This window comes from Martinezella lusitana (assembly GCF_016901135.1).
Lineage (GTDB): Bacteria > Pseudomonadota > Alphaproteobacteria > Rhizobiales > Rhizobiaceae > Rhizobium > Rhizobium lusitanum_D.
The window spans coordinates 292,495-314,537 of record NZ_JAFEVL010000042.1 but is presented as its reverse complement, the minus strand read 5'-3'; the positions used below and the strand labels follow the sequence as shown (position 1 = coordinate 314,537).

Sequence of the window (22,043 nt, the reverse complement as noted above, 5' to 3'; positions counted from 1 at the left end):
TGAGGATTAGCCCACGCGAGCCGATATTCGCAAAGAACAGGTCATCTCCTCAGTTTCATTAACTATGGTGTTGGACAATATGGTTGGTCGAACCTATCCTTTGGAACGGATTTCCACACTTATCGGCACGATATACGATTGTGTTCTCGATCCCGGACTGTGGCAGTCGGTTGTCGATAGTATTCGAAGAGAACTCGACTTCTGCTATGCGGTTCTCGGGGTGTATCCCCTGCCGGGTGGCAACGTTGTGCTTGGCGTTTCGACGGGCATCGATTCAGTGAAACTCGGCGAGCTTCCATACTATGGCAACGATCTCGTGGAGCTCTGGGGCGGCGACGCCCGCGTCAAACAATACCCGCTTGAGGAACCCATAGTCCAGTCCAGGGTCGTGCCGAATGCCACTCTCTTGGCCAGCCGCTATTTTATCGAATGGGCTGGCCCCCAAGGTGTCATCGATGCGGTTGCGATCGGATTGGAGCGCAATACACGCATGGTCTCCACGCTTTCGTTTGGCCGGCATAGCACGGCCGGTATCGTGGGAAATGGGGAAGTCGACAGCCTGCGACTTCTGGCGCCGCATTTCCGGCGCGCTATAGCAATCAGCCAATTGCTCGAATTGCAGTCAATTGCAGCCGCCAACGTTGCATCAGTGCTGGATGGCCTCTCGGTTGGCGTCGTGCTGGTGGATGAATTGATGGCTCTGATCCATACCAATCCCGTCGCCGAGGCGATGCTGGCCCGCAAGGATCCGATCAAAGTCACAAATGGCCGCATTGCCGTCCTGGATGCTTCGTCCGCTGTGGAGGATGCAGTCGCCCAGGCGGCCGGTGATGAGATGCTGCTCGGACGCCGCGGCGGCACCGGTTTTCCCATCCACGGCCCCTCCGGGGAGCCCTATATCATCCATGTCCTGCCGCTGGAAAGGCGGGAAAGTCGCCCCGGCCTGTTCCGGCGAGCGACGGCGGCCCTCTTCGTCACACCGGCGGATAGACCGATAAGTCTTCCATTTGATGCATTCGCGGCCCTGTATGGTTTGACCCCTGCAGAGGTAAGGATCGCGGAGATGTTGGTTGCGGGCCGGACCCGGCGGGAGATCTCGGATGAGCTTGGCCTGGGGAGCGCCACCGTCAAAACGCATCTTCTCCGCGTTTTCGAGAAAACGGGTGTTCGGCGCCAGGTTGACCTTGTCAGACTTGTCGCCTCTTTTGCGTCACCCGCCTGAAAGAGCTCACATCTAAGCCACAGCCCATTTTTCTTCGGTGCGGTATGTCGTGAATCTGGCGGCTATTGCGTTGGGTAAAGACTATCGGTTGATCGAGAATCCTAAGAGACTGACTCGGAAAGAATTCAATAAAGATAATATCTTGTGAGCCGTCTGGTCCGGCTGCGGATCTGGGCTACCGGCTCCATGAACGCGGTCTGCAACCGTTATCACAACGCGTAGGCTGAGAGCTTCATGAAAACTCTGATAGTCGAAGACTGTCTATATTGCTGACGACTAGAGCTCTACGGACGTAGCCGAACGATTGTCGAGGTTCATCGAACAGGTCTACAGTTCCAAGCGGCTATACTCGCATCTTTCAACGCCGGCTTTCGGCGTGCGCCGGTTCGATTCCCCTCATATCAGAGCAGCATTTGCGGCTTTCGTCGGACATCTCGTCCGCTTCAACGGAATGACGGGATCGAAAGTTCGACTTTGCACAAGGTGAAGGAGATAAAACTATCGAAACGCCGCAGAGTGGGCTAGGGCCACTCACGGCGCTTCTCGCCTTGAGCCTAGCGGATTATTTTCCCGTCGCTTCTCGCCCGTCATGGCGATGAAGTTCTTGACGTTTCGGCTTCGTTTCAGCCCAGCAGACGATGCTTAGCGACGATCGTAACCTCGCGCGTCAGTCAACCAGCCGATCAGCGGCAAGACGGTTCATCTCCCAATATAGGGGAACGTCAAATAGCGTTTCCGGGATAAGCTCAGCTAGCCGGCCGGAATCCAAGCTGAGGCTAATTCGGCAGGCTGAACTCCTAAGCGGCCAGCGCATGGCGACGGCGGTTTTTCGAATCCATCAGTGAAATCGAAGCCTTTCTAGGTCGCATACTCATTAATTTTGTTGCCGCAGAGAAGACCTCGCCCACGGTTGTGAAAATCCGGCTATGAGCTATTCCTGCCTTGCGACTTTCGTCAAAGAGCGTCGGTAGTGCATAGCAACAACGCCGTTGTGGAGCGGCTTCGCCGAAACCAATTCGAGCTGTCGCGCGCTAGGCAAGCCGCTCTCGTATAGAGTGGGGCCGTGGCCGACGATCCTGGGGTGAACGAGGAACTTGTACTCGTCGATCAAATCCAGCCGATCCAGCTCAGCCGCGAGCTTGCCGCTACCGAGGAGCACGCCCGCCGGGGTCGCACCCTTGAGATTCTGCACGCCTGTTCGCAGATCACCGGCGATGTGGTGGCTATTGTTCCACGGGAAGTCGTTTCGCGTAGACGACACCACGTACTTCGGCTTGGCATCCAGCTTAACCGCCCACTCGCGCATCGGCGGCGGTACCTCCGCTTCGCCGCGGGCGACCGCTGGCCAGTAGCTCTCCATCATCTCGTAGGTGACGCGGCCCCACAACATCGCCCCGCTCTCGTCCATGAGGCGAGTGAAGAAGGCGTGTGTCTCGTTGTCGGCGATTCCTTCTTGGTGGTCGACACAGCCGTCTAAGGTGACGTTGGTGCTGAAGATCAGTAGTCCCATGCGACAAGCATACAATCTTCCGATACCGTAGTCACGCTTCAGCTGTGGCTGTTGCGGGCAGCAGAACAGCTACTCTAGGTCGCATGTTCATAAGCGATAGGCAAATCGGCTGAAAACTGATTCAAACTCCGAAAGGAGTTTACGATGGCCCACGGACGTTATGACGTGACTGAGTTTGAGTGGAATGTGATCAAGCCGCTTTTGCCGAACAAGGCGCGGGGCGTTCCGAGGGTCGATGACCGGCGCGTGCTGAACGGTATTTTCTATCAGCTAAGGTCAGGTTCGCCTTGGGCAGATTTGCCCGAGAGATATGGGCCTTACACGACGGTCTACAATCGCTTCAACCGCTGGCGGAAAGCCGGTGTCTGGAACAGGCTAATGGATGCAATCATCGCTGCCTATGAGGCCAAAGGCCAGAAGCTGCAAATGATCGACAGCACAAGTGTGCGGGTTCACCAGCAAGCTGCCGCCCAAAAAAACAGGATGGAATTTGTTGTATCGGTCGTTCGAGGGGAGGACTGACCACCAAGATGCATTTGCGGGTCAACGAACACGGTCTGCCGCTGCAGATCGAACTCTCCCCCGGTCAGGCCCATGATGCCCCGATGGCCGAACTGCTCCTGCAAGATTTGCCCAAGGGAATGAGCCTTCTCGCCGACAGAGGCTATGACGCCGACTGGATCAGGGAGATGATCGAAGATCAGAACTGCACGCCCGTCATTCCACCAAAATCAAACAGACGTGAAGAAATCCCCTTCTCAAAGCGCAAGTACAAGAAATGCAATCTCGTCGAACGCTGTATCAACAAGCTCAAGCAGTTCAGGCACATCGCAACACGATACGACAGGTACGCTTCAGCTTACCTCGCCTTTGCAAAGCTTGGTGCTATCCGGCTCTGGCTTAGGTTTTATGAGTCCGCAGCCTAGTTGCGCAGGCGGAGAAAGATGCTCAACCAAAAACGATACTCTTCTTCGTCACCTTCGCACCAAGCCTCAAATGCGCACCACGCCACTGTCGTTGGCGCGCTGTCTCCATAAAGCGCAATCATATCATGGACTATTTGATGATCCTTGCGAGTGGCATCCGATTTGCCGTCAAAGCGGCCTGCTGCTGCACGTGTCGTTGAATTTCGGGACAAGTAAACACCTCCTGCGTCCGGCGCAGGGAGTTGATTTTGAAGCCGGACGTTGGAAGCTCATTTAGGAGCTGCGAAGGTCGATCTAGCTGACCATCCTATCGTCCTGGGCATTTTGCTCGTGACAAACATGTCACGCGGAAAGAGGCTTCGTGGAAGAAATCCGACGAAGTTTTAGTTCTGCGACTATGATCGTCTCCGTGAGCGGCGATCGGCTTCTTCTACGTCTATCCTTAGTGCTTCAAGCTGATCCTGACAGACTGCTTCCACCCGATCGATCAAATCCGTCGTGCGGTTCAAGAGCCATGCGAGTGCCTCTCGGCTTATCTCATAGTGCTTTGAATAGCGCGCCTTAACATATGCTTCGTTGAGAATGTTGAACCAGGCGACAAAGCGCTGTTGGTCGCGTGGCCAAGCCTCTGCCAACTGCTGCGCCTGACTTTCAGCGAGACCACGCAGGTGCTTGAGATTGTGGGAGGCTGGGCTGTAATTAGTCAGCACGAGCAGCAACGTGGCATAAGCCTGTTCGATCGACTGATGTAGGAGGAACGCGGATTCTTTGAAATCGCCTTCATTCATGTAGAATAACGAGCCTTTTGCGAATTTCCGAGCATGGGGCAGCCGGTCTTCGAAATACTCTGATGCAAATTTGTAGGCGTCCGCAGGGTGAAGGAGATTGGGATTGGCCAGCGGCTTATCATCGAGTTCGTACAACACGACACCATCGCGGCGGAGGTCGACGAAAAAATACCGGCCCTGCTTGAGTAGGGTGTTTACCTCACGAAGCGAATGCACGATGAAATTGACCGGTGTTTTGATTTCGTCGAGATGCAGGAAGCGGTCCGCCGCCTTCTGCCAATAGGCGGAGAAATCGGTAAGCTTCCGATTGTTCACGATAATCAGCAGATCGAAGTCCGAGCGGTAGCCCTTCTTGGTATGGGGCTCGTCGACCCAGCTGCCGCGTGCATAGGATCCGAACAGGATGATTTTCAGAATACGGCCGCGCTTCTTGAAGTCCGCCGACCCACCCTTCAGCGCGTCTTCAAACTCTTATGCAACACCTCTAGGACCCGAGCGAGCTCGCGTCGCTTAAGCGGCGGCAAATGGTCGATGCTGGACTTCATGAACAAGGGCGGCTCTTTCACGGACATAGGACAGGCATAAAGGAGCTTGCGCTTCAAATCCACAGCGTGCGCGAAGACGGCAGGAAAAGCAACAAAAATGTTGCATCAAAAATGGGAGAATTATACTAGACTTTTATGTAGGAAATGCGAATATTGGGCAATGTTGAGCCAAAAACGGCGGAAATCTATGAAGTACGGTGATCTCGCCGCTATTTTTGATGCAACACAATTCCGGATCTTCGATCTGGCAGTTAACAAGAGAAGGGCTGTTGTATGAATCCAGAGGTTCTTTTCTGGTCGCAAAATCCCGACTTTTATCTCGTGTTTAGCCACATTCTCGCAGTGGAGGGGCTGAGTTCCGCGCTTTTGGACGAGGAAAAGGTGGGGGAACTTGCAGGACGCACGTCTGTTTTAGCGATTGTCCTCGACACTGAAAACAATGCAGAGCGTGCGTTGCGCATTTGTAGCCTGATCAGAGCCGATCGGACAACGGCGCATATCCCGTTGCTCGCGCTGATACCCAGCGGCGATGAGCGGCACTATCTGGATCTGCTCAAGGCCGGTGTGACCGAAAGTTTTGTTCGCCCGATTTCGCCGGCAAGGATATTGGCCTATCTGCAATCTCTCATGTCAGGGTTGCCTCTGGGAACAGGAGGCATCCGCCGGGACGGCAGTACGTTCAACGTTTGGGAACTCAGCCTCGAGGTAGGCAAGAGGCTGGTCAGGCACGGCTCGGAAGAAATTCAGCTCGGTCCGATAGAGTTCAAGCTTCTATGCCGTTTGCTTCAAGCACCTGGCCGCGTCTTTAGCCGATCGGAACTCATCGAAGCAGCCTGGCCTCCGAACTATTATGTCCAGCCGAGAACGGTCGACGTTCATATAGGGCGTTTGCGCCGTGTGCTGGAGCAGATGATCGGTCACAATATTATCCGCACGATTCGCTCCAGCGGTTACGCCGTCGAATTCGGCTAGTCCTACACTCGTGCTGCTTCACATATAAGCGATCATATAACATTAGTAATATTGTATATTTCATAAGATTTAGTGCCTAGTTTGTTGAGGTTGCTGGGAACTGATTTCAACCTCTGGTCTGCACACTGATGGACCGGAGTTTGAAACATGGAAAAGAAAATTTCCGCGCGTTCTGATCGAAACAGGAAAACAACCCACCGTAATACCGGCAGCCTCGTCGACACGGCCGATCGACATTTCGAAGCTGCCCACTATCAAGGTATCATGGCGATCTACGCCCATCCGTCGGACGGCAGGGCCGTCAGGCTGAACTATGAGGATCGTGCGGTTGTCGACTTTGTCCGATGCTCCTATTTGGGCCTCGACAATCATCCCGACATTGTCGAAGGTGCCGCCGAAGCCGTACGGAGTTCGGGCACACTGCATTGGTCGTGCGCCCGCACTCGACTGAATTTTGCGAGTCTCGGTGAGTTGGAAGAATCCCTCTCCGATCTCTTCGCCGCGCGGGTGATCACTTACACCACAGTGCTCGCCGCCAATATGAGTGCCTTGCCGTTGGTCGCTTCGGGCCATCTCACTGGTGGTCCCAAGGCCGTCATGGTGTTCGATCGCCTGGCCCATGCAACCCTTGCCCATCACAAGGGCACCATTGCTCAGGAGACGCGGGTCGAGACAATAGCCCACAACGACCTCGATGCTCTCGAGCGACTATGCCGCCAGAATAAAGCCGTCGCCTATATCTGCGATGGTGTCTACTCAATGGGCGGCAGTGCACCGATATCCGGCCTGCGCCGCCTCCAAGAACAATATGGCCTGTTTCTTTATATTGACGATGCTCATGGAATCTCGCTCTTCGGCGAGCGTGGTGAGGGCTTTGCGAAGTCCCAGATTGGTGAATTGGGCGACAGGACCATTATCGCAGCATCTCTCGGCAAAGGCTTCGGTGCATCTGGTGGCATGCTTATGCTGGGTACAGCGCACCAGGAGATCCTGTTCCGCAGATTTGCGGTGGCTCATGCCTTTTCGGCATCGCTCAACACGGCCGCTATTGGTGCCGGTCTGGCATCTGCGAAATTGCATCGAACCGAAGAATTACCTCATCTGCAGCGAACGCTGCAGCAAAAAATAGCCTTGCTTGACGGTTTGATGCCGACGGAACAGCACGGAGCTCGGCTTCCGATCCGCACTGTTCATCTTAGTGATGAATTGCTCGCGATTGGCGCCGCGACAAGTCTCTTCAGGCAAGGCTTCTACACCTCGGCGATCTTCTTTCCCACTGTATCAAGGGGCAACGCCGGCCTAAGGATCTGCGTCACCGCAGGCCACTCAGATGAGGAAATCAGGTCTCTCTGCGCAGCAGTGATTGCGATCCGGGATGAAATCCAGGCAAATTTGGAATGATGGGCGAGGCGGATCTCGGCGACGAGTTCAAACGGCACATCTGGCCTCGGATTCCGCAAAGTGCCATTCTGTCATCGGCGCCCATTTGGGGCGCCGGCAGGGCGTAGCGGTTAAAAATGAAGATCTGAGGCGTATAGCATGGGCTTAATGCAAATCACTTGCAAGCTGCTCTAGGGAAACGCAGGTTTTCGCGAGGCTTGGCGAGCCCTTCTGACGTAGGACGCGCTCATTCGACATCTTTTCCATGCATAGCCAATGCGACGCAGACGCGAGCATCGCAATTGGGCAATCGAATTATAGTGAATAATTTTATATAGTATAATCGCGTCCTTTGGCCTTGCTACTTACTCTGTCCAAAGGCTCTCAGTTTTTCAAAAATCTCAGGTGCGATCTCGAATTGACGCGCCTTGCCGCGCCCCATCGAATTCTTCACGAATGTCTCCGTGAGCATGCCACGTTTGAGCAGCGGCTCTATGACTTCCGAAACACCCACACGCGTCAGCTTCGTAATCTCCACGAGATTTGAAATGGTTAGAGCCTGATGCCCCTGATTCATGATGTAAAGGATGCTCATCATGCCGACCTGCTTCAGTCTGGATTGTGGCGTCTCGTCTTCCTGCGGATGATCCATGATTTCACGCAGGATGAAGGCTGCGAACGAAAGACTATGCAATTGTGTGTTGAAGGTACTTGTCATCTTTTTAACTGCATTATATAAGTTAGTTAAGCGACGAGGAAATTCCATCCTGAAGTCGTAAAGATCGCTTGATGCTGTCACATCGAAGGGTCCTAGCCATGAAAAGCCTTCTGGTTGGAATAGTCTCCGCCGTTACCGGCTGTATTCCCATATACCTTATTTCAGGGGGTGATGCGCGCGCCGATGATTGGGGATGCCAGGTTATCCTGTGCCTTTCTAATCCGGGTGGCCCGACGCAATTTGCCGAGTGCCGTCCACCGATCAGCAAGCTCTGGCAGACGCTTGCCAAGGGACATTCCTTTCCAACTTGCAGCGGCGTCGGTTTCCGTGCTTCCCAACCCGGATATGAACCCTATTCATGCAATGACGGCTATAGCCTGACCGCGCGCTATGGTGACCGCGGCCAAGAGGCGACTTGCGTCTCCGCAACACTTCAAAAGGTCGATGCCCGATTTTGTCGCTCCGGCCGCAATGGTGCTGCCGAAAGCACCGATCTGGTCACCTCGGCTCGGTGGCAGCGCGAGGGAAAGCACGTCGAATGCATGGGTTATCCGATCGAGCGACCGAGCAGGCGCTCGCAGCCGCATTATATCGACGTGAACATCGACAGCGTCGGTAGTCAACGTGTGTGGTATTGACCCATGGCCGTCGCCTTCATCGATCTTGCTGAAACTTGCGCGCCCGCGGTTGCGGTAGAAACGCTGGCTGCCGTCGTCAGTCTGGAAAGCAATTTTCAGCCCTTCAATATCCGCATCAATAGCGACCTTCCGCTTGACCGGCAGCCAAAAAGCAAGGCGGAGGCGATCGAAACCGCAGCCAGGCTGGTTGCCGAGCACCAGGACATCCAGCTCGGGCTTGGCGGTGTCGGAATCGAGGAGCTTAATAAACTCAATCTTACGATCTCCGATGCCTTCGATCCTTGTCTCAATCTCAAGGCGACTGCGACGCTACTCGACGGTTACTATCGCCTAGCCATGCGTGCGGGCGCGGCATCGGAGCAGGCCAAGCACGTAATGTTGCAGTCCTATTATGGGCGCTCCGATCCTTCCGTCGGGCAAATGGTTCGGTATGACGAGCAGGTCCAGCGAGAGGCAGAACGGCTCTCAGGAGGGCTGGCGACGCTGACAATAGGGCGGGGCGCTGAGCAGCCGACACCTCTTAAGGATCAGGCAACCAGTCCGTCTTCCGACGGCAAGGCTGGGCTGCCGCAGGAATGGACGACGAAAGCGCCGTCCTGGGATGTGTTCAACGTGGCGCGGCGCTCGTCCGCGCTCGTTTTCCAAAACGATCAACCGGAGCAGCCTGAATGATGTCAAGGATCAATATGCGTTCACTTGCAGCCATTGCCTTGATGGCCGCCCTGTTTTCGGCAGTCACGATCGAACCCGCCTTCGCCCAGAGCACCGGCGGCATCGAGACGGTTCTGCAGAACATCGTCACATTGCTCACAGGCAATGTCGCCAAGCTGCTCGCGACGATCGCCGTCATTATCGTCGGCATCGCGTGGATGTTCGGTTATCTCGATCTGCGAAAGGCAGCCTATGTCGTGCTTGGCATCGGCATCATCTTCGGTGCCTCGCAGATTGTCAGCACGATCTCAGGGAGCTGAGACAATGCCGGACAAAGTCATGCTTGAGGAAGACACGCTTTTTCTTGCTTGCACGCGGCCGGCGATGATTGCCGGTGTGACAATGGAAGCCATGGGCGCCAACGTCATGATGACGACGATCCTCTACATCATCGCGGGTTCGATCGCCTACGCGCTTGTCGGTGTGGTCTTCCATCTCATCTTTCGCGCGCTCGTCAAGCATGACCATAACATGTTCCGCATTCTGCTCGCCTGGATTGAAACGCGCGGCCGCTCGCGCAACAGCGCCTACTGGGGCGGTGCTTCGCTGACGCCATTGAGGCTCGTGCGGCGCTACGATGAAAGGGACCTCGGCCTTGCATAGCGCTTCTCTCCTCGAATCCCGCGAACTCGATCCTGAGACCTTCATCCCCTATGTCCGTCATGTGGACGAGACGGTGATTGCACTCGATTCAAGAGCTCTAATGGTGATGATCTCTGTCGAGGGTGTATCGTTCGAGACGGCTGACAGTTTAGACCTGAATAGCCTCTATCGCGACCTCAATACGCTCTACCGCAATATCGCCGACGAGCGTTTGGCAATCTGGACCCATATCATCCGGCGGCGTGACAATACCTATCCGGATGGTGAATTCGCCAATCCTTTCTCGGCCTCGCTCAACGGTAAATATAGCGAGCGAATGGTGCGGGAGGACCTGTTCCGCAATGACCTCTATCTCAGCTTGCTATGGTATCCGAACCGCGATCCCGCCGAAAGGTTTGCGAGCCTGTTATCGCGGCTTCGCAAGGCACGGGATAGTGCTGCAGAGCTCGATGAGGATGCGCTGAAGCGCCTCCGCGACAAGGTGGTCGATTTGACCGCGGGGCTGCAGCGTTTCGCCCCGCGCGTGCTGTCGCTCTACAATGAGAACGGCATTCTGTTTTCCGAGCCGAGCGAGGTGCTGCACCAGATTGTCGGCGGCCGCCGTGAGCGTATTCCGCTGACGCAGGGAAGGATTTCCGCCGCGATCTATTCGGATCGCGTGATCTTCGGGCGAGAGACGGTTGAGATCCGCCACGAGAGCACCAGCCGCTATGCCGGCATGTTCGGCTTCAAGGAATATCCGGCGAGGACCCGCAGTGGCATGCTCGACGGCATTCTAACGGCCCCTTTCGAGTTGATCCTGACGCAGTCCTTTGCCTTCACCTCGAAAACGGATGCTCGCTCCATCATGGGACGCAAGCAGAACCAGATGGTGAGTGCTGGCGACAAGGCGGCGTCACAGATCGAGGAACTCGATGCGGCGATGGACGAGCTCGAATCGAACCGCTTCGTGCTTGGCGAGCATCATCTGACGCTTGGAGTATTCGCCTCCACCGTCAAAGACCTCACCGACAATCTCGCCAAGGCGCGTTCCCATCTGACCAGCGGTGGCGCCGTCGTGGCACGTGAGGATCTTGGGCTTGAGGCGGCTTGGTGGGCGCAATTGCCCGGCAATTTTCGTTATCGAGCACGCTCGGGCGCAATCACATCGCGGAATTTTGCAGCACTTTCGCCGTTTCATTCCTATCCGACGGGTAAGAAGGACGGCAATGAATGGGGACCGGCCGTTGCCATGCTCAAGACCGCGTCAGGCGCGCCATTCTATTTCAATTTCCATTGCGGCGATCTCGGCAATACTTTCGTCTGTGGCCCGTCGGGCGCCGGCAAGACCGTGCTCGTCAATTTCATGCTTTCACAGCTCGAAAAGCACGATCCGCACACGGTCTTTTTCGACAAGGACCGTGGCTCCGACCTCTTCGTACGCGCCGCCGGCGGCATTTATCTGCCGCTCAGGAACGGGGTGTCGACGAGATGTGCGCCGCTAAAGGCGCTGGAGTTGACGCCGGCAAACAAGGTGTTCCTAACCCGTTTCATTGGTAAGCTCGTCGGCTCGACGGCACACGAGCTTTCCGCCCGCGAAGCCGGCGACATTGCTCTTGCAATCGAAGGGCTCGCCGATTTACCAAGAGCGCAGCGCACGATCGGGGCGCTGCGTGCGTTCCTCAACAATGTCGATCCGGAAGGGATTGCCGCTAGACTGCGCCGCTGGGAGAGCGGAGGGTCGCTAGGCTGGGTCTTCGACAACGAGGCCGACGACATCGGCATCGGTGCCAAATTCCTCGGCTACGACATGACGGACTTTCTCGACAACGAGGAGATCCGCACGCCGCTGATGGCCTATCTCTTCTACCGTGTCGAACAGTTGATCGATGGCCGGCGCATCATCATCGTCATCGACGAGTTCTGGAAGGCGCTGCAGGACGAGAGCTTTCTCGATCTCGCCCAGAACAAGCTTAAGACCATCCGCAAGCAGAACGGCTTGATGCTTTTTGCCACGCAAAGCCCTCGTGATGCCATCAACTCGGCGATCGCGCACACGATCATCGAACAATGCCCGACGCAGGTCTTCCTGCCGAATGCGCGTGGCGATCGTGCCGACTATGTCGATGGCTTCAAGCTTACCGGACGGGAGTTCGAGTTGCTTTCGCGCGAGCTCTCGGTCGAGAGCCGCCGTTTCATCGTCAAGCAGGGGCATAATAGCGTGGTCGCCGAGCTCGATCTCAACGGCTTCGACGATGAGCTCGCAATCCTTTCTGGGCGAACGGCAAATGTGGAACTCGCCGATGCGATCCGTGCCGAGCTTGGGGACGACCGGGACGAATGGCTGCGGATATTCCAGCAAAGAAGGAGTGCATGCTGATGGAGCAGAGCAGAAGGATTCCCATGACAGCGATAGTGCTGTTCCTTTCCTCTTACGCCGCCGGCGGGCAGGGTATCCCCGTGATCGATCAGACGGCGATTGCCAAGCAGATCGAGAGCATCACCCAACTCAAATCGCAGCTTGATGCGCTGAACCAGCAGCTTCAGCAGGCCCAGCAGCTCTACGGCTCTCTGAACAAGCTGACCAACATGGCCGATATTGCCAGCATCTTGAACGATCCCTCGATCCGAAAGGCGTTGCCTCAGGATTTCTCCACTATTGAGAGCCTTCTCAAAGGGTCAGGTTCAGGTGCGCTCAGCGACGCCGCTTCGAAATTCCTGGCCGACAATTCGACTTACAAGACAAGCGCCAATGATTTCTACGCCCAGGAACTGTCGCGTCTTCAGAACAGAAATGCCGGCCAGATGAGCCTCGGCCAGCAAATCTACGATACGGCGACCAAGCGGATCGACGGTATTGATCAACTGCGCCGGCAAATCTCTTCGGCGAGTGACGCCAAGGACATAGCTGATCTGCAGGCGCGGCTGCAGGCTGAGACGGCCTTTCTCCAGACCGACATGCTCAGGATGCAGGGGTTGCAGATGGTGCAGCAGGCGCAGGCTCAGGTCGATGAACAGCGCAAGGCCGAGGATTGGCGCAAGCGCATGGATGCCATGGGAGCGGCCCTTCAATGAAGTTTCTTGTTCTCTTCGCACTCGCTCTCTCTTTGTTCGGATGCTCGAAGAAAGCCGAGCGTGTCTATTCGGTCGAGGAGCTATTGGCAGACCAAGGACTGCTGTCGAAGATCATTGCCAAATGTCGAAACAATCCAGGTGAATTGCGAACCACGCCGAACTGCATGAACGCCGAGGCGGCCGATTGGAAAGCCCGCCTAAAGCGCATGGGCAAAGCACTCGGGGGATGAGGCATGTATCAGGTCTTCGCCTTCGTCGACGGGCAGTTCAAGGCGCCGCTGGAGAAATTCATTTCCTCGGGCACATCGAACATCGCGAGCTGGGTCAACGGCCCGTTGACGGCCGCCTTGACGCTTTATGTCATCCTCTATGGCTTTCTCATCCTTCGCGGATCTGTGCACGAGCCAATCATGGATTTTGCCTTTCGAGCGATGAAGCTCGCCATCATACTGATGCTGGTCAAGAATGCCGGTGAGTACCAGACCTATGTCAGTAATATTTTCTTCGATACGCTGCCCAAGGAGATCTCACAGGCGCTGAACTCCGGCACTACACCAAGCGCTTCGACCTTCGACAGCCTGCTGGACAAGGGTCAGAAATGTGCAAAGGAGATCTGGTCGCGCGCCTCGTGGGGTGTCGACCTCGTCACCGCTGTCGGCGGCATGCTGGTCATCTTGTCAAGCTTTATGGTCGCTGCGATCGGCTATATCGTCTCGCTCTATGCGCGTCTGGCACTGGCGATCGTGCTTGCCATCGGACCGATCTTTGTTGCTCTCGCGATGTTTCAGTCGACGCGTCGGTTTACCGAGGCCTGGATCGGACAGCTGGCCAATTTTGTGATCCTGCAGGTGCTGGTTGTCGCGGTCGGCTCGTTGCTGATTACCTGTATCGATTCCACCTTCACGATGATCGAAAGCTATAGTGATGTGCTCATGAGGCCCGTCGCGCTCGGTGCTATTTGCCTTGCCGCCCTCTACGTCTTCTACCAGTTGCCCGGCATAGCCTCGGCACTTGCCGCGGGTGGCGCGTCGCTCACCTACGGCTATGGCACGGCGCGCGATGCGCATGAAGGCATGCTTGCCCGGGGTGCGCGTGCCATCGGCCGTGGCCTGCGGTCGGAAAGGGCAAAGTAGTGGGACCTTCAAGCAAACAACAAAATGGCTGGTTCAGGATGATCCGAATATTCGTGCTCTTATGCGTGGCGTCGACTCTTGGCAGTTGCGCATCACTCTCCCATCCCCTGCCCAAATGCGATGGCCATTCACGTCGGCCGCTCAATCGCGCCATGTGGCAGTGGGACGGCGATAGCCGGTTTGCGCCGCAACGCCCGGAGCGTCCGCCGACACAATCCGCCGGCAAGCCGCCTGGCTATATCGAGGAAAAGCCGGACAACAGTCCCGCCGCCTTCGCGCATTTCGATGTCGCGAACTCCTATCATCCATGCGCGGAGTAGCGGCGATGGTGACGACTGACAATCTCAAGGGCTATTTCGATAAGGCGCGGCGTTTCGACCAGGACCGTATGATCCAGTTGGAACGCTCGGCCCGTATCGCCTGGTTCGTGGCGATCGCCGCCAGCATTCTCGCCGCAGCTTCAATCGTTGCCATCGCCGGCCTAACGCCGTTGAAGACGGTCGAGCCCTTTGTGGTCAGGGTCGACAATTCGACCGGCATTGTTGATGTCGTTTCCGCGCTCACGTCGACCGCCGGCAGCTATGATGAAGCAGTGACCAAGTATTTCGCAGCGCGCTATGTGCGAGCCCGCGAGGGCTACGTCTGGAGCGAGGCGGAAGAGAGTTTCCGCACAGTTTCGCTGCTGTCGACGGCACCAGAACAGACCCGGTTCGCAGCCTTTTATCGCGGCGGCAATCCGGATTCGCCCCAGAATATTTACGGCCGCAATGCCTCGTCGCGGGTCAACATCGTCTCGATCTCGCTGATCAGGGGCAACGTCGCGTCGGTTCGCTACATGCGTACTGTCACTCGCGGTGATGAGGCGCACACGACCCATTGGGTGGCGACGCTTACCTTTTCCTATGTAAATGCGCCGATGTCCTCAACCGATCGGTTGGTGAACCCGCTCGGTTTTGTCGTCAGCGATTATCGGTCCGACCCGGAGGCCATCAATTGAAACGTCATTATTTGATTGTTTTGCTCGCGGTAGCAGGTTGGTCGTCGCCCGTCCTTGCGCTAGAGACGCCACGCGGCGCTCCGCAAGACAGTCGTATCCGCTTTGTCGACTATCAACCCTACAATATCACCAGGGTCGTGGGTTCGCTGCGTTCGTCGGTCCAGATCGAGTTTGCGGCAGATGAAGAGATCGCTCATGTGGCGCTTGGAAATACCGTTGCCTGGGAAGTGGCGCCGGCCGGCAATATTCTCTTCCTGAAGCCACGGGAAAACCAGCCGGTCACCAACATCTCGGTGATAACCACGCGCCGGGATGGCTCAACCCGCAGCTATCAGATGGAGCTGACGGTCCGGGATGGACCGGTTGCCGCCGGTCAGGATACTTATTTCTACGTCAAATACCGCTATCCCGCCGATGAGGCGGAGCGTCGGCGCCAAGACGCGGCCGCGCGGGCGCAGGCGGCTCAAGCAGGGCAAGCTGACAAGGTATTGGCACTGCACGAGCAATATGGACCACGCAACTGGCGTTATGCGGCACAAGGATCGGCAGCCCTCGAACCACAGGCGGTCTATGACAACGGCAAGATCACGACCTTTGCCTTCAGCGGCAATCAGGAAATGCCGGCAATCTATATGGAAAACACAGACGGCACCGAGAGCCTGGTACCAAAGTCTGTCGATGGGGACCTAGTGCTCGTTCACGCGATCAGCCGCAAGTTCATCCTCAGAAGGGGAGGCGACGTGCTTTGCGTTTTCAATGAAGCCTACGATCCAGCAGGCATCAATCCCGATACCAATACCACATCTCCTTCGGTTGAACGCGTTGTGAAATCGCAGGCGGCAACCGCGCAGCAATAGGGAGATTGCAATGTCGGAAGAGATGGAAGATCCAATTCCCGGTGAACGTGCTGAGACCGTCGCCAGCAAGCGGGCCAATAGTAATCCGCTCTTGAAGCGCGGCGCCGTGGTCTTGGCGATGGTTGCTTTCATAGGATTCTCGCTATGGTCGATGCGCGACCAGCAAAAACCAGATGCTGGTCAGCCCGAGCGTGTCGTCATCCGCCAGAACGCGGACTTCGAACCGGCCAAGGAGGAACCGAAGACTGCAATCCCTCTTCCGGAAGCGCAGTTGCCAACGCCTTTGGTGCGCGAGCAAGCCGTCGTGACAGAAGATCCGTTGTTGGAGTCTGCCCGTCGGGCGCCCGTTATGGCCTATAATGGGCAGCAGACTTCGCCGCCAAAGCACGACGATGGCGCCGTTTCCGCAGATATCGGTTCCAATTACCTTCCCATCCCGGGAAATTCCGCAGCGCTCAACGGACAGGCTGAAAACGAAGATCAGCGCTTCAATAGGATGTTAGCACCAACGCATCTGGAAGGATCTCGCGCTGGCACACTCGGCAACCGCGATTTCATCGTCGCCATGGGCACCTCTATCCCTTGCGTGCTGGAGACGGCCCTTGCATCCGACCAGCCGGGGTTCGCTAGTTGTGTGATTAATCGCGATGTGCTCTCCGACAACGGCCGGGTGGTGCTCATGGAAAAGGGAACTCAGGTCGTTGGAGAATATCGTGGTGGCTTGACCCGCGGCCAGAAGCGCCTGTTCGTGCTTTGGAATAGGGCAAAGACGCCGAAGGGCATCATCATCGCGCTTGCTTCACCCGCAACCGATGCACTCGGGCGGGCAGGTATGGGCGGTCATGTCGATACGCATTGGTGGGAGCGGTTTGGGAGTGCCATCCTACTTTCGATCGTCGGCGATACCACCACTTATGCTGGCACCCGGCTGCAGGATAGCGATGTGCAGGCGCAGAATACCACGACAGCCGGCCAGCAGGCGGCGGCGATCGCGGTCGAACAATCGATCAATATCCCGCCGACGTTGACGAAGCACCAGGGCGAGCTTGTATCGATCTTTGTTGCCCGTGACCTCGATTTCTCCGGTGTCTATAGCCTGCGCGTCACCGAGCCGCGCAACAAGGTTCTCGATCGGGCAGCATTGGGGGATTTCAGCCCTCGATCGACGCTAGTGACGAAGTAGGACGAGGATGACCGAAGCTTCCGACGCAGGCGTCGTCCGTGAGCTGCTTTCGCCACTATCGCGCTTCCTGAAGGACGCATCGCTTTATGAGATCGTCATCAACCGACCGGAAGAGGTGCTGACGGAAGGTCCAGAGGGATGGCAGTGTCACGAGCTCTCGGAGCTTGGCTTCGACAAGCTCATGCGTCTAGCGCGTGCTGTGGCGAGCTATTCGAACCAGGCTATCGACGAGTCCCGGCCGATCTTATCGGCTACGCTGCCGGATGAAGAGCGGATCCAGATCGTCGTACCACCGGCAACGACCAAAGGCACGGTCAGTATCACGATCAGAAAGCCGTCGGCGGTCACGTTGACATTGGACGACCTCGAAGGTGCTGGGTTGTTTTCTGAAGTCACTGCCATGAGCACCCGTGTCGCATCGTGGGATATGAAACTGATCGATCTCTATAAGGCGGCCAATTACGCGACATTTCTGCGCCAGGCCGTGCTGGCGCGCAAGAACATCATTATCTCGGGCGCGACCGGGTCGGGCAAGACCACCCTGTCAAAGGCATTGATCCGGCACATTCCGGAGCACGAGCGGATTATCTCGATCGAAGATACGCCGGAACTGGTCATCTCGCAGCTCAATCACGTCAGGCTTTTCTATTCGAAAGGAGGGCAGGGACTGGCGAAGATCGGCGTGAAGGATCTTCTCGAATCCTGCCTCAGGATGCGTCCTGATCGTATTCTTCTGCAGGAACTGCGCGACGGCTCGGCCTTCTACTACATACGCAACGTCAATTCGGGACACCCTGGGTCGATCACAACTGTGCATGCGGATTCCGCGCAGCTGGCATTCGAACAATTGACGCTGCTGGTAAAGGAATCCGAAGGTGGCCGTGATCTTGCTCGCGACGATATTCGCGCGCTACTAAGGGCCGCCATCGATGTCATCATACAGTGTAAGAGATCCGATGGCCGATTTCACGTCACAGAGATATATTTTGAACCTTCCGTGAGATCGAAGTCAGCGAGATGATCGACGCTGCAAGTCCTCGTTCTGGATCGCGACCCCACATGCCGTCATGCGCATTGGCTTCCTCGCATCATGCTGGAAACCGTCGACGAGGGAGCGGAACCCGCTTCAGTTTGTCGGAAGATCGGAGCTGATGCGAGACGTGAGCCTCAGCTTCTCCAAAAACGATTGGCTTTGACAGCCAGCTTCATCTCCTTACGCCGAAAATAGATCGCCCGGCCGCAACGGATCGGCCTGTGACCTTGCACGATGATAATCTGCTCATCCTTGCGCATGGACTGGGTGATTTCGTGCGGCATGATCAGCGGCCGGCGATGGAGGTTGATGTTTTCTGATCGGCGCGTTCCGCTATTCGCATTACCCCAACCGAGATTACGTGAACGGCTGCGCACCTCGACGGTCATTTCTCCACATTGAGCCGACACGCTGCGAGCGGTCTCCAGTGCCTTGATCGCGGCGTAGGAGGCAAACGCGCATCCGTCGATCCAGGATGTCGCGCCATCCTTCCCGAAATGACGCTCGAGCTGGCCGACCGATTGATACATCAGCATTAAGGTGATTCCATATTTGCGGCCACGGTCGCGCGCTTCTTCGAGCGCGCGCATGTACCCCAGCAGATCGACCTCATCCAGCATGAACAGGGCCCGGCGCCGGAAGTCACCGTCGGCTTGGACCATGGCATTCAGCAATGACCCGATGATAACCCGGCCGATTCCTGGATAGGAGCGCAGGATTGAGGCGGGAATGTTGAGAAACACATCCTTGGATCCTTTGGCAATGTCCCTCGATTTGAAGGCATTGCCGCAGACGAGGCTTGCGTAATTGTCCAGCGAAAGCCACTGCGTGTCCTTGGAGGCGGTCGAATAGACGCCGGAAAAAGTCTGCTCGGTCATGTTGGTGAACACGCCAAGGGTCTCGCGGATGAAGGCGGATCCAGAGTTCGCCTGGATGTCTCGCAGCATAGCAAGGACGGATGGCTCAGGTTCGGAGACGATAAGGCGCAAGCTGCGCAGGTTGCGCCGGCCGGCATAGTCGGGAGAAAACATGACGTGGGCGAGCAGACCCGTCAGAAGATTATGGGCTTGGTTCTGGAAGTAGGCGTTGGTGGAAGATTCGATGCGTAGACTGTCAGACAGCAGCATCTGGGCGATACCGACAATATCCTCCTCCTTGCGCTCCGACGTCTCAATACCGTCAAGTACGTTGAAGCCCATCACCGGATTGGTCGGGTCGAGCACCATGACGTCGCGGCCGAGAGCCTGCATACGGTGTTCAAGCACCATCGGCGCAACCTCTGTCGAAGGATCGAGGCAGATGAGCGGCCCCCTGTAGCGCAGCGCCGTCGGTATGACGTTGCTCGTTGTCTTGAAACCGCCTGAACCGGCAAAGAACAACATGTGGGTTGAATCGAAATCCTGACGGTAGGTCAGGAGCGGCGCTTTCCCGCCCTGTCCCCATGTTGGGAGATTGTTTGGATCGAAGGAAAGATCGTGAACGAGTTCACGGTCGACGCGGTAGCGTTCTCCGACAACAATCTCTCCATCCGCGGGAAAGAGTTTCGCGGCCGCCGCCATGGGCAGCCAGTCGGCATCGCCGAAGACGCCACGCCTTATTCGCTTGATCGGATCGGAAACGACAACCGATAATCGTGCCGAAGTGGCGACAAGGCCGAAGCCGACGATGGTGCTGACCACAGCGAAGGCATCGAAATAGGATAGCGCTCCATCCCATGTGATGATCTGTCGACCGACTAGCGGCACGAGACGGGAATATTCGCGGGCGCCGTAGTATCCGGCGACAGTTAGAAAGCAGCCCAGGCCTGCGATCGCGATCGGCTTGCGGCGATGCTGCGGCAGGGCCAGGACCGTGAGCAATCCCGTAGCTGGGCCAAGCAGAAGTGCGGGCACGGGCGCGGCACGTAGGAACCAGTAAGCGACCTTTACAGGCATACCGCTGGCCCATACTTGCCATTGCCACGAGACGATTGCGGCGGCGAGCGCCGTGGCAACAGCCGGCACAAGGGCCAACAGCATGCTTGAATGCAGCCTGCTACCAAGCGCCATTATCCGATTTCCCTATTGGATGGCGAGCTCGGTTGAACTGCAAGAGCCTCAGTGCCGATCCGCGTCAGCCACTGCTGCTCGGTCGAGCTCTCGAGGATGTTTGCCATCTGCAAGAAGCCGCCCGAGAGGAAAGCGCGGTCCGTGTTCGCCAATCCGTCTCTGACGACGATTGCGCCAAGTCTGGGCTTCGTGCCTTTGTCATGCGTGCTCTTAGCCATTTTTTGGAGCTTCCCCCGCAGCTCCAGACGCAGGAGTTTGCGACCGAGGTGTTTGAGAGGATGGCTGGTTGAGGTTCTTGAGCTCTGGCAGAAATCGCCGGGAGAAATCTTCGAAGATTGCATCGAGTTCTTCATCCGAGATATCCAACTCGGCTAGGCCGGATTTTGTTGCAGCCCTGGCAAAGCGCTCCGCCGATTTTACTATCAGAAGTTTTTTGCGATCTCTGAGCTTTTCGATCTGTGCGTCAATGTCTGAAATAAATGATTTCTTGGGCATTATGAGCCTTCTCCGATGTTGAGAGCGCCGATGATATTGATTATACTACAGTAAATAATGTAGTTAAATGGCCATGTTGAATTAACCTCAAAAGTGATGTCATCGGAGTTTGGCTCGGCGGGCGAAATACAATCCTCTGCCGCACATCGGAGATGCTGGCAGTCTTGCCGTGCCGGCTGAGCGATGGACGCGCCAGATCTGTGTGGGGCGCTTGAGGTCAGCCAGGCTATCGTCAAGAAGAAGAACGTTCAGGCGATTGCTGAACGGCAACCCACGGAGTAGTTATTTAAATTCCTCCTCAATCTCTTTGATGCAGCGCCTCCCGAACGGGTCGGCGGATTTTATCCTGACCGACCCTCCCTATCTTGTCCGCTACCGTGACCGTCAAGGACGGACAGTCGCCAACGACGTGAACAGCGACTGGCTGAATCCGGCTTTCACCGAAATGTACCGCCTGCTGAAGACTGGCGGCTTGGCCGTCAGCCTCTACGGCTGGAACAAGGTGGACCTGTTTATGGATACCTGGCGCAAAGCCGGGTTCCGGGTCGTCGGCCACCTCGTCTTCCAGAAGCCTTATTCCTCTTCGCAATGCTTCCTGCGTCATACCCATGAGCAAGCGTATCTGCTGGCCAAGGGCTCGCCATTGGAGCCCGATTACCCGCTCGCGGACATATTGCCGTGGGACAAGACCGGTAATCGGCTGCATTCGACGCGAAAGCGCTACGTCCGCTGGAGGGGATAATTCGGTCGCTCACCCGGCCGGGAGATCTCATTCTTGACCCATTTTGCGGATCAGGAAGTACATTGGCGGCCGCACGTCGCTGTGGGCGTCATTTCCTTGGCATTGAGCTTGAGGGCTATCACTATATGACCTCCAGTTGCGGGTTCATGCCGCACTCCCATAAGGGACTATGGTGATGAATATTGACAATATGTGCTACGATACCCACAATAAAGGGAGAACGAAAGGATATGCCAATGGCGTCGGGAAGCATTCATGTGAAGGTAGGCGGCCAATTGCAGGCCCATATTCAGCAGCAGATTGGTGAGGACGGCCTCTACGAAAATGCCAGCGAGTATATTCGGGCGTTGATCCGCCGCGACTTGAAGACGCGGGACGAGGCGTGGGAGGCGCTGGCAAAGGAATTGGCCCCCGCCATGCGGGCGGATGATAGCGAGTTTGTCGCGGTTTCCGCTGAAGACGTCATCCGCCGAAATACGCGTCGCTGA

General features: G+C 56.5%; 25 protein-coding genes and 2 pseudogenes. 20 read left to right on the top strand and 7 right to left on the bottom strand.

Going from position 1 to position 22,043, the window contains the following annotated elements; all coding sequences use genetic code 11:
• The first annotated feature begins 79 nt into the window (after window positions 1-79).
• Window positions 80-1,222: a helix-turn-helix transcriptional regulator gene (locus JTP94_RS15725; protein WP_246755000.1), complete on the top strand. Its 1,143-nt coding sequence runs from the start codon at window positions 80-82 to the stop codon at window positions 1,220-1,222.
• 623 nt (window positions 1,223-1,845) lie between these two features.
• On the opposite strand, the pseudogene JTP94_RS35555 reads toward JTP94_RS15725, so the two are convergent.
• Together JTP94_RS35555 and JTP94_RS15720 are read right to left on the bottom strand one after the other, a co-directional pair.
• Window positions 1,846-1,991 (bottom strand): annotated as a pseudogene (locus JTP94_RS35555) (ArgP/LysG family DNA-binding transcriptional regulator); the annotation flags it as partial.
• 162 nt (window positions 1,992-2,153) lie between these two features.
• Complete coding sequence (locus tag JTP94_RS15720) at window positions 2,154-2,732, bottom strand: dihydrofolate reductase family protein (protein ID WP_204851409.1); 579 nt, start codon at window positions 2,730-2,732, stop codon at window positions 2,154-2,156.
• A gap of 144 nt (window positions 2,733-2,876) precedes the next feature.
• Between JTP94_RS15720 and JTP94_RS15715 the strand changes: the two genes are divergently transcribed.
• Window positions 2,877-3,658 (top strand): IS5 family transposase gene (locus tag JTP94_RS15715; RefSeq protein ID WP_246754998.1). Its coding sequence is split into 2 segments (ribosomal slippage): window positions 2,877-3,236 and window positions 3,239-3,658, totalling 780 coding nucleotides; the frame shifts between segments, so codons are not numbered across the junction.
• Window positions 3,659-4,053: 395 nt separating this feature from the next.
• On the opposite strand, the pseudogene JTP94_RS15710 reads toward JTP94_RS15715, so the two are convergent.
• Window positions 4,054-4,991: pseudogene (locus JTP94_RS15710) on the bottom strand (nucleotidyltransferase and HEPN domain-containing protein).
• A 273-nt stretch (window positions 4,992-5,264) separates the two neighbouring features.
• On the opposite strand from JTP94_RS15710, the gene JTP94_RS15705 reads away from it, so the two are divergent.
• A complete protein-coding gene (locus JTP94_RS15705) occupies window positions 5,265-5,963 on the top strand; it encodes a response regulator transcription factor (protein ID WP_204851408.1) in 699 nt (232 codons plus the stop codon).
• Window positions 5,964-6,110: 147 nt separating this feature from the next.
• Complete coding sequence (locus tag JTP94_RS15700) at window positions 6,111-7,364, top strand: aminotransferase class I/II-fold pyridoxal phosphate-dependent enzyme (RefSeq protein WP_204851407.1); 1,254 nt, start codon at window positions 6,111-6,113, stop codon at window positions 7,362-7,364.
• 340 nt (window positions 7,365-7,704) lie between these two features.
• Here the strand turns inward: JTP94_RS15700 and JTP94_RS15695 are convergent, their stop codons facing one another.
• Entirely contained in the window at window positions 7,705-8,061 is a 357-nt protein-coding gene (locus JTP94_RS15695; RefSeq protein WP_204851406.1) for a MarR family transcriptional regulator, read from the bottom strand.
• 98 nt (window positions 8,062-8,159) lie between these two features.
• Here JTP94_RS15695 and JTP94_RS15690 point away from each other — a divergent pair, with 98 nt between their 5' ends.
• From JTP94_RS15690 to virB11, 13 genes are read left to right on the top strand one after another with little or no spacing between them, the layout of a single operon-like run.
• Entirely contained in the window at window positions 8,160-8,699 is a 540-nt protein-coding gene (locus JTP94_RS15690) for a hypothetical protein (RefSeq protein ID WP_204851405.1), read from the top strand.
• Window positions 8,700-8,702: 3 nt separating this feature from the next.
• A complete protein-coding gene (locus JTP94_RS15685; protein WP_204851404.1) occupies window positions 8,703-9,371 on the top strand; it encodes a lytic transglycosylase domain-containing protein in 669 nt (222 codons plus the stop codon).
• A complete protein-coding gene (locus tag JTP94_RS15680) occupies window positions 9,368-9,670 on the top strand; it encodes a TrbC/VirB2 family protein (protein ID WP_204851403.1) in 303 nt (100 codons plus the stop codon). Before JTP94_RS15685 ends, JTP94_RS15680 begins: the two co-directional genes overlap by 4 nt.
• A gap of 4 nt (window positions 9,671-9,674) precedes the next feature.
• Window positions 9,675-10,013, top strand: coding sequence for a type IV secretion system protein VirB3 (locus JTP94_RS15675; protein ID WP_204851402.1), 339 nt, complete (start codon window positions 9,675-9,677; stop codon window positions 10,011-10,013).
• The gene (locus tag JTP94_RS15670) at window positions 9,988-12,372 is read left to right on the top strand and encodes a VirB4 family type IV secretion/conjugal transfer ATPase (protein ID WP_409456613.1); all 2,385 of its coding nucleotides are present in this window, start codon (window positions 9,988-9,990) and stop codon (window positions 12,370-12,372) included. Before JTP94_RS15675 ends, JTP94_RS15670 begins: the two co-directional genes overlap by 26 nt.
• Window positions 12,373-12,395: 23 nt before the next feature.
• Complete coding sequence (gene virB5 / locus JTP94_RS15665) at window positions 12,396-13,067, top strand: P-type DNA transfer protein VirB5 (RefSeq protein ID WP_246754996.1); 672 nt, start codon at window positions 12,396-12,398, stop codon at window positions 13,065-13,067.
• Window positions 13,064-13,297 carry an EexN family lipoprotein gene (locus JTP94_RS15660; protein ID WP_204851399.1) on the top strand — a complete coding sequence of 78 codons (234 nt, stop codon included), beginning with the start codon at window positions 13,064-13,066 and terminating at the stop codon, window positions 13,295-13,297. The genes virB5 and JTP94_RS15660 overlap by 4 nt, the downstream gene beginning before the upstream one ends.
• A 3-nt stretch (window positions 13,298-13,300) precedes the next feature.
• A complete protein-coding gene (locus JTP94_RS15655; protein ID WP_204851398.1) occupies window positions 13,301-14,200 on the top strand; it encodes a type IV secretion system protein in 900 nt (299 codons plus the stop codon).
• Window positions 14,201-14,238: 38 nt separating this feature from the next.
• Window positions 14,239-14,520, top strand: coding sequence for a hypothetical protein (locus JTP94_RS36050; RefSeq protein ID WP_246754994.1), 282 nt, complete (start codon window positions 14,239-14,241; stop codon window positions 14,518-14,520).
• Window positions 14,521-14,525: 5 nt separating this feature from the next.
• Window positions 14,526-15,197: a virB8 family protein gene (locus JTP94_RS15650; RefSeq protein ID WP_204851397.1), complete on the top strand. Its 672-nt coding sequence runs from the start codon at window positions 14,526-14,528 to the stop codon at window positions 15,195-15,197.
• Window positions 15,194-16,054 (top strand): P-type conjugative transfer protein VirB9, encoded by an 861-nt coding sequence (virB9, locus tag JTP94_RS15645; RefSeq protein WP_204851396.1) that lies wholly within the window; start codon window positions 15,194-15,196, stop codon window positions 16,052-16,054. Before JTP94_RS15650 ends, virB9 begins: the two co-directional genes overlap by 4 nt.
• Window positions 16,055-16,064: 10 nt before the next feature.
• Complete coding sequence (virB10, locus tag JTP94_RS15640) at window positions 16,065-17,237, top strand: type IV secretion system protein VirB10 (protein ID WP_204851395.1); 1,173 nt, start codon at window positions 16,065-16,067, stop codon at window positions 17,235-17,237.
• Between the two features lie 7 nt (window positions 17,238-17,244).
• Complete coding sequence (gene virB11, locus JTP94_RS15635) at window positions 17,245-18,258, top strand: P-type DNA transfer ATPase VirB11 (protein ID WP_204851394.1); 1,014 nt, start codon at window positions 17,245-17,247, stop codon at window positions 18,256-18,258.
• A gap of 146 nt (window positions 18,259-18,404) precedes the next feature.
• Here virB11 and traG read toward each other — a convergent pair whose 3' ends face one another.
• From traG to JTP94_RS15620, 3 genes are read right to left on the bottom strand one after another with little or no spacing between them, the layout of a single operon-like run.
• On the bottom strand, window positions 18,405-20,318 hold the full coding sequence (traG, locus tag JTP94_RS15630) for a Ti-type conjugative transfer system protein TraG (RefSeq protein ID WP_204851393.1): 1,914 nt from the start codon (window positions 20,316-20,318) through the stop codon (window positions 18,405-18,407).
• A complete protein-coding gene (traD, locus tag JTP94_RS15625) occupies window positions 20,318-20,536 on the bottom strand; it encodes a conjugal transfer protein TraD (RefSeq protein WP_204851392.1) in 219 nt (72 codons plus the stop codon). The genes traG and traD overlap by 1 nt, the downstream gene beginning before the upstream one ends.
• Window positions 20,529-20,813: a TraC family protein gene (locus tag JTP94_RS15620; protein WP_204851391.1), complete on the bottom strand. Its 285-nt coding sequence runs from the start codon at window positions 20,811-20,813 to the stop codon at window positions 20,529-20,531. The genes traD and JTP94_RS15620 overlap by 8 nt, the downstream gene beginning before the upstream one ends.
• A 310-nt stretch (window positions 20,814-21,123) precedes the next feature.
• On the opposite strand from JTP94_RS15620, the gene JTP94_RS15615 reads away from it, so the two are divergent.
• From JTP94_RS15615 to JTP94_RS15605, 3 genes are read left to right on the top strand one after another with little or no spacing between them, the layout of a single operon-like run.
• A complete protein-coding gene (locus tag JTP94_RS15615) occupies window positions 21,124-21,555 on the top strand; it encodes a DNA methyltransferase (protein WP_204851390.1) in 432 nt (143 codons plus the stop codon).
• Window positions 21,543-21,731, top strand: a complete 189-nt coding sequence (locus JTP94_RS35790) for a DNA methyltransferase (protein WP_204851452.1) — start codon at window positions 21,543-21,545, stop codon at window positions 21,729-21,731. The genes JTP94_RS15615 and JTP94_RS35790 overlap by 13 nt, the downstream gene beginning before the upstream one ends.
• A 60-nt stretch (window positions 21,732-21,791) precedes the next feature.
• Complete coding sequence (locus JTP94_RS15605; RefSeq protein ID WP_204851389.1) at window positions 21,792-22,043, top strand: transcriptional regulator; 252 nt, start codon at window positions 21,792-21,794, stop codon at window positions 22,041-22,043.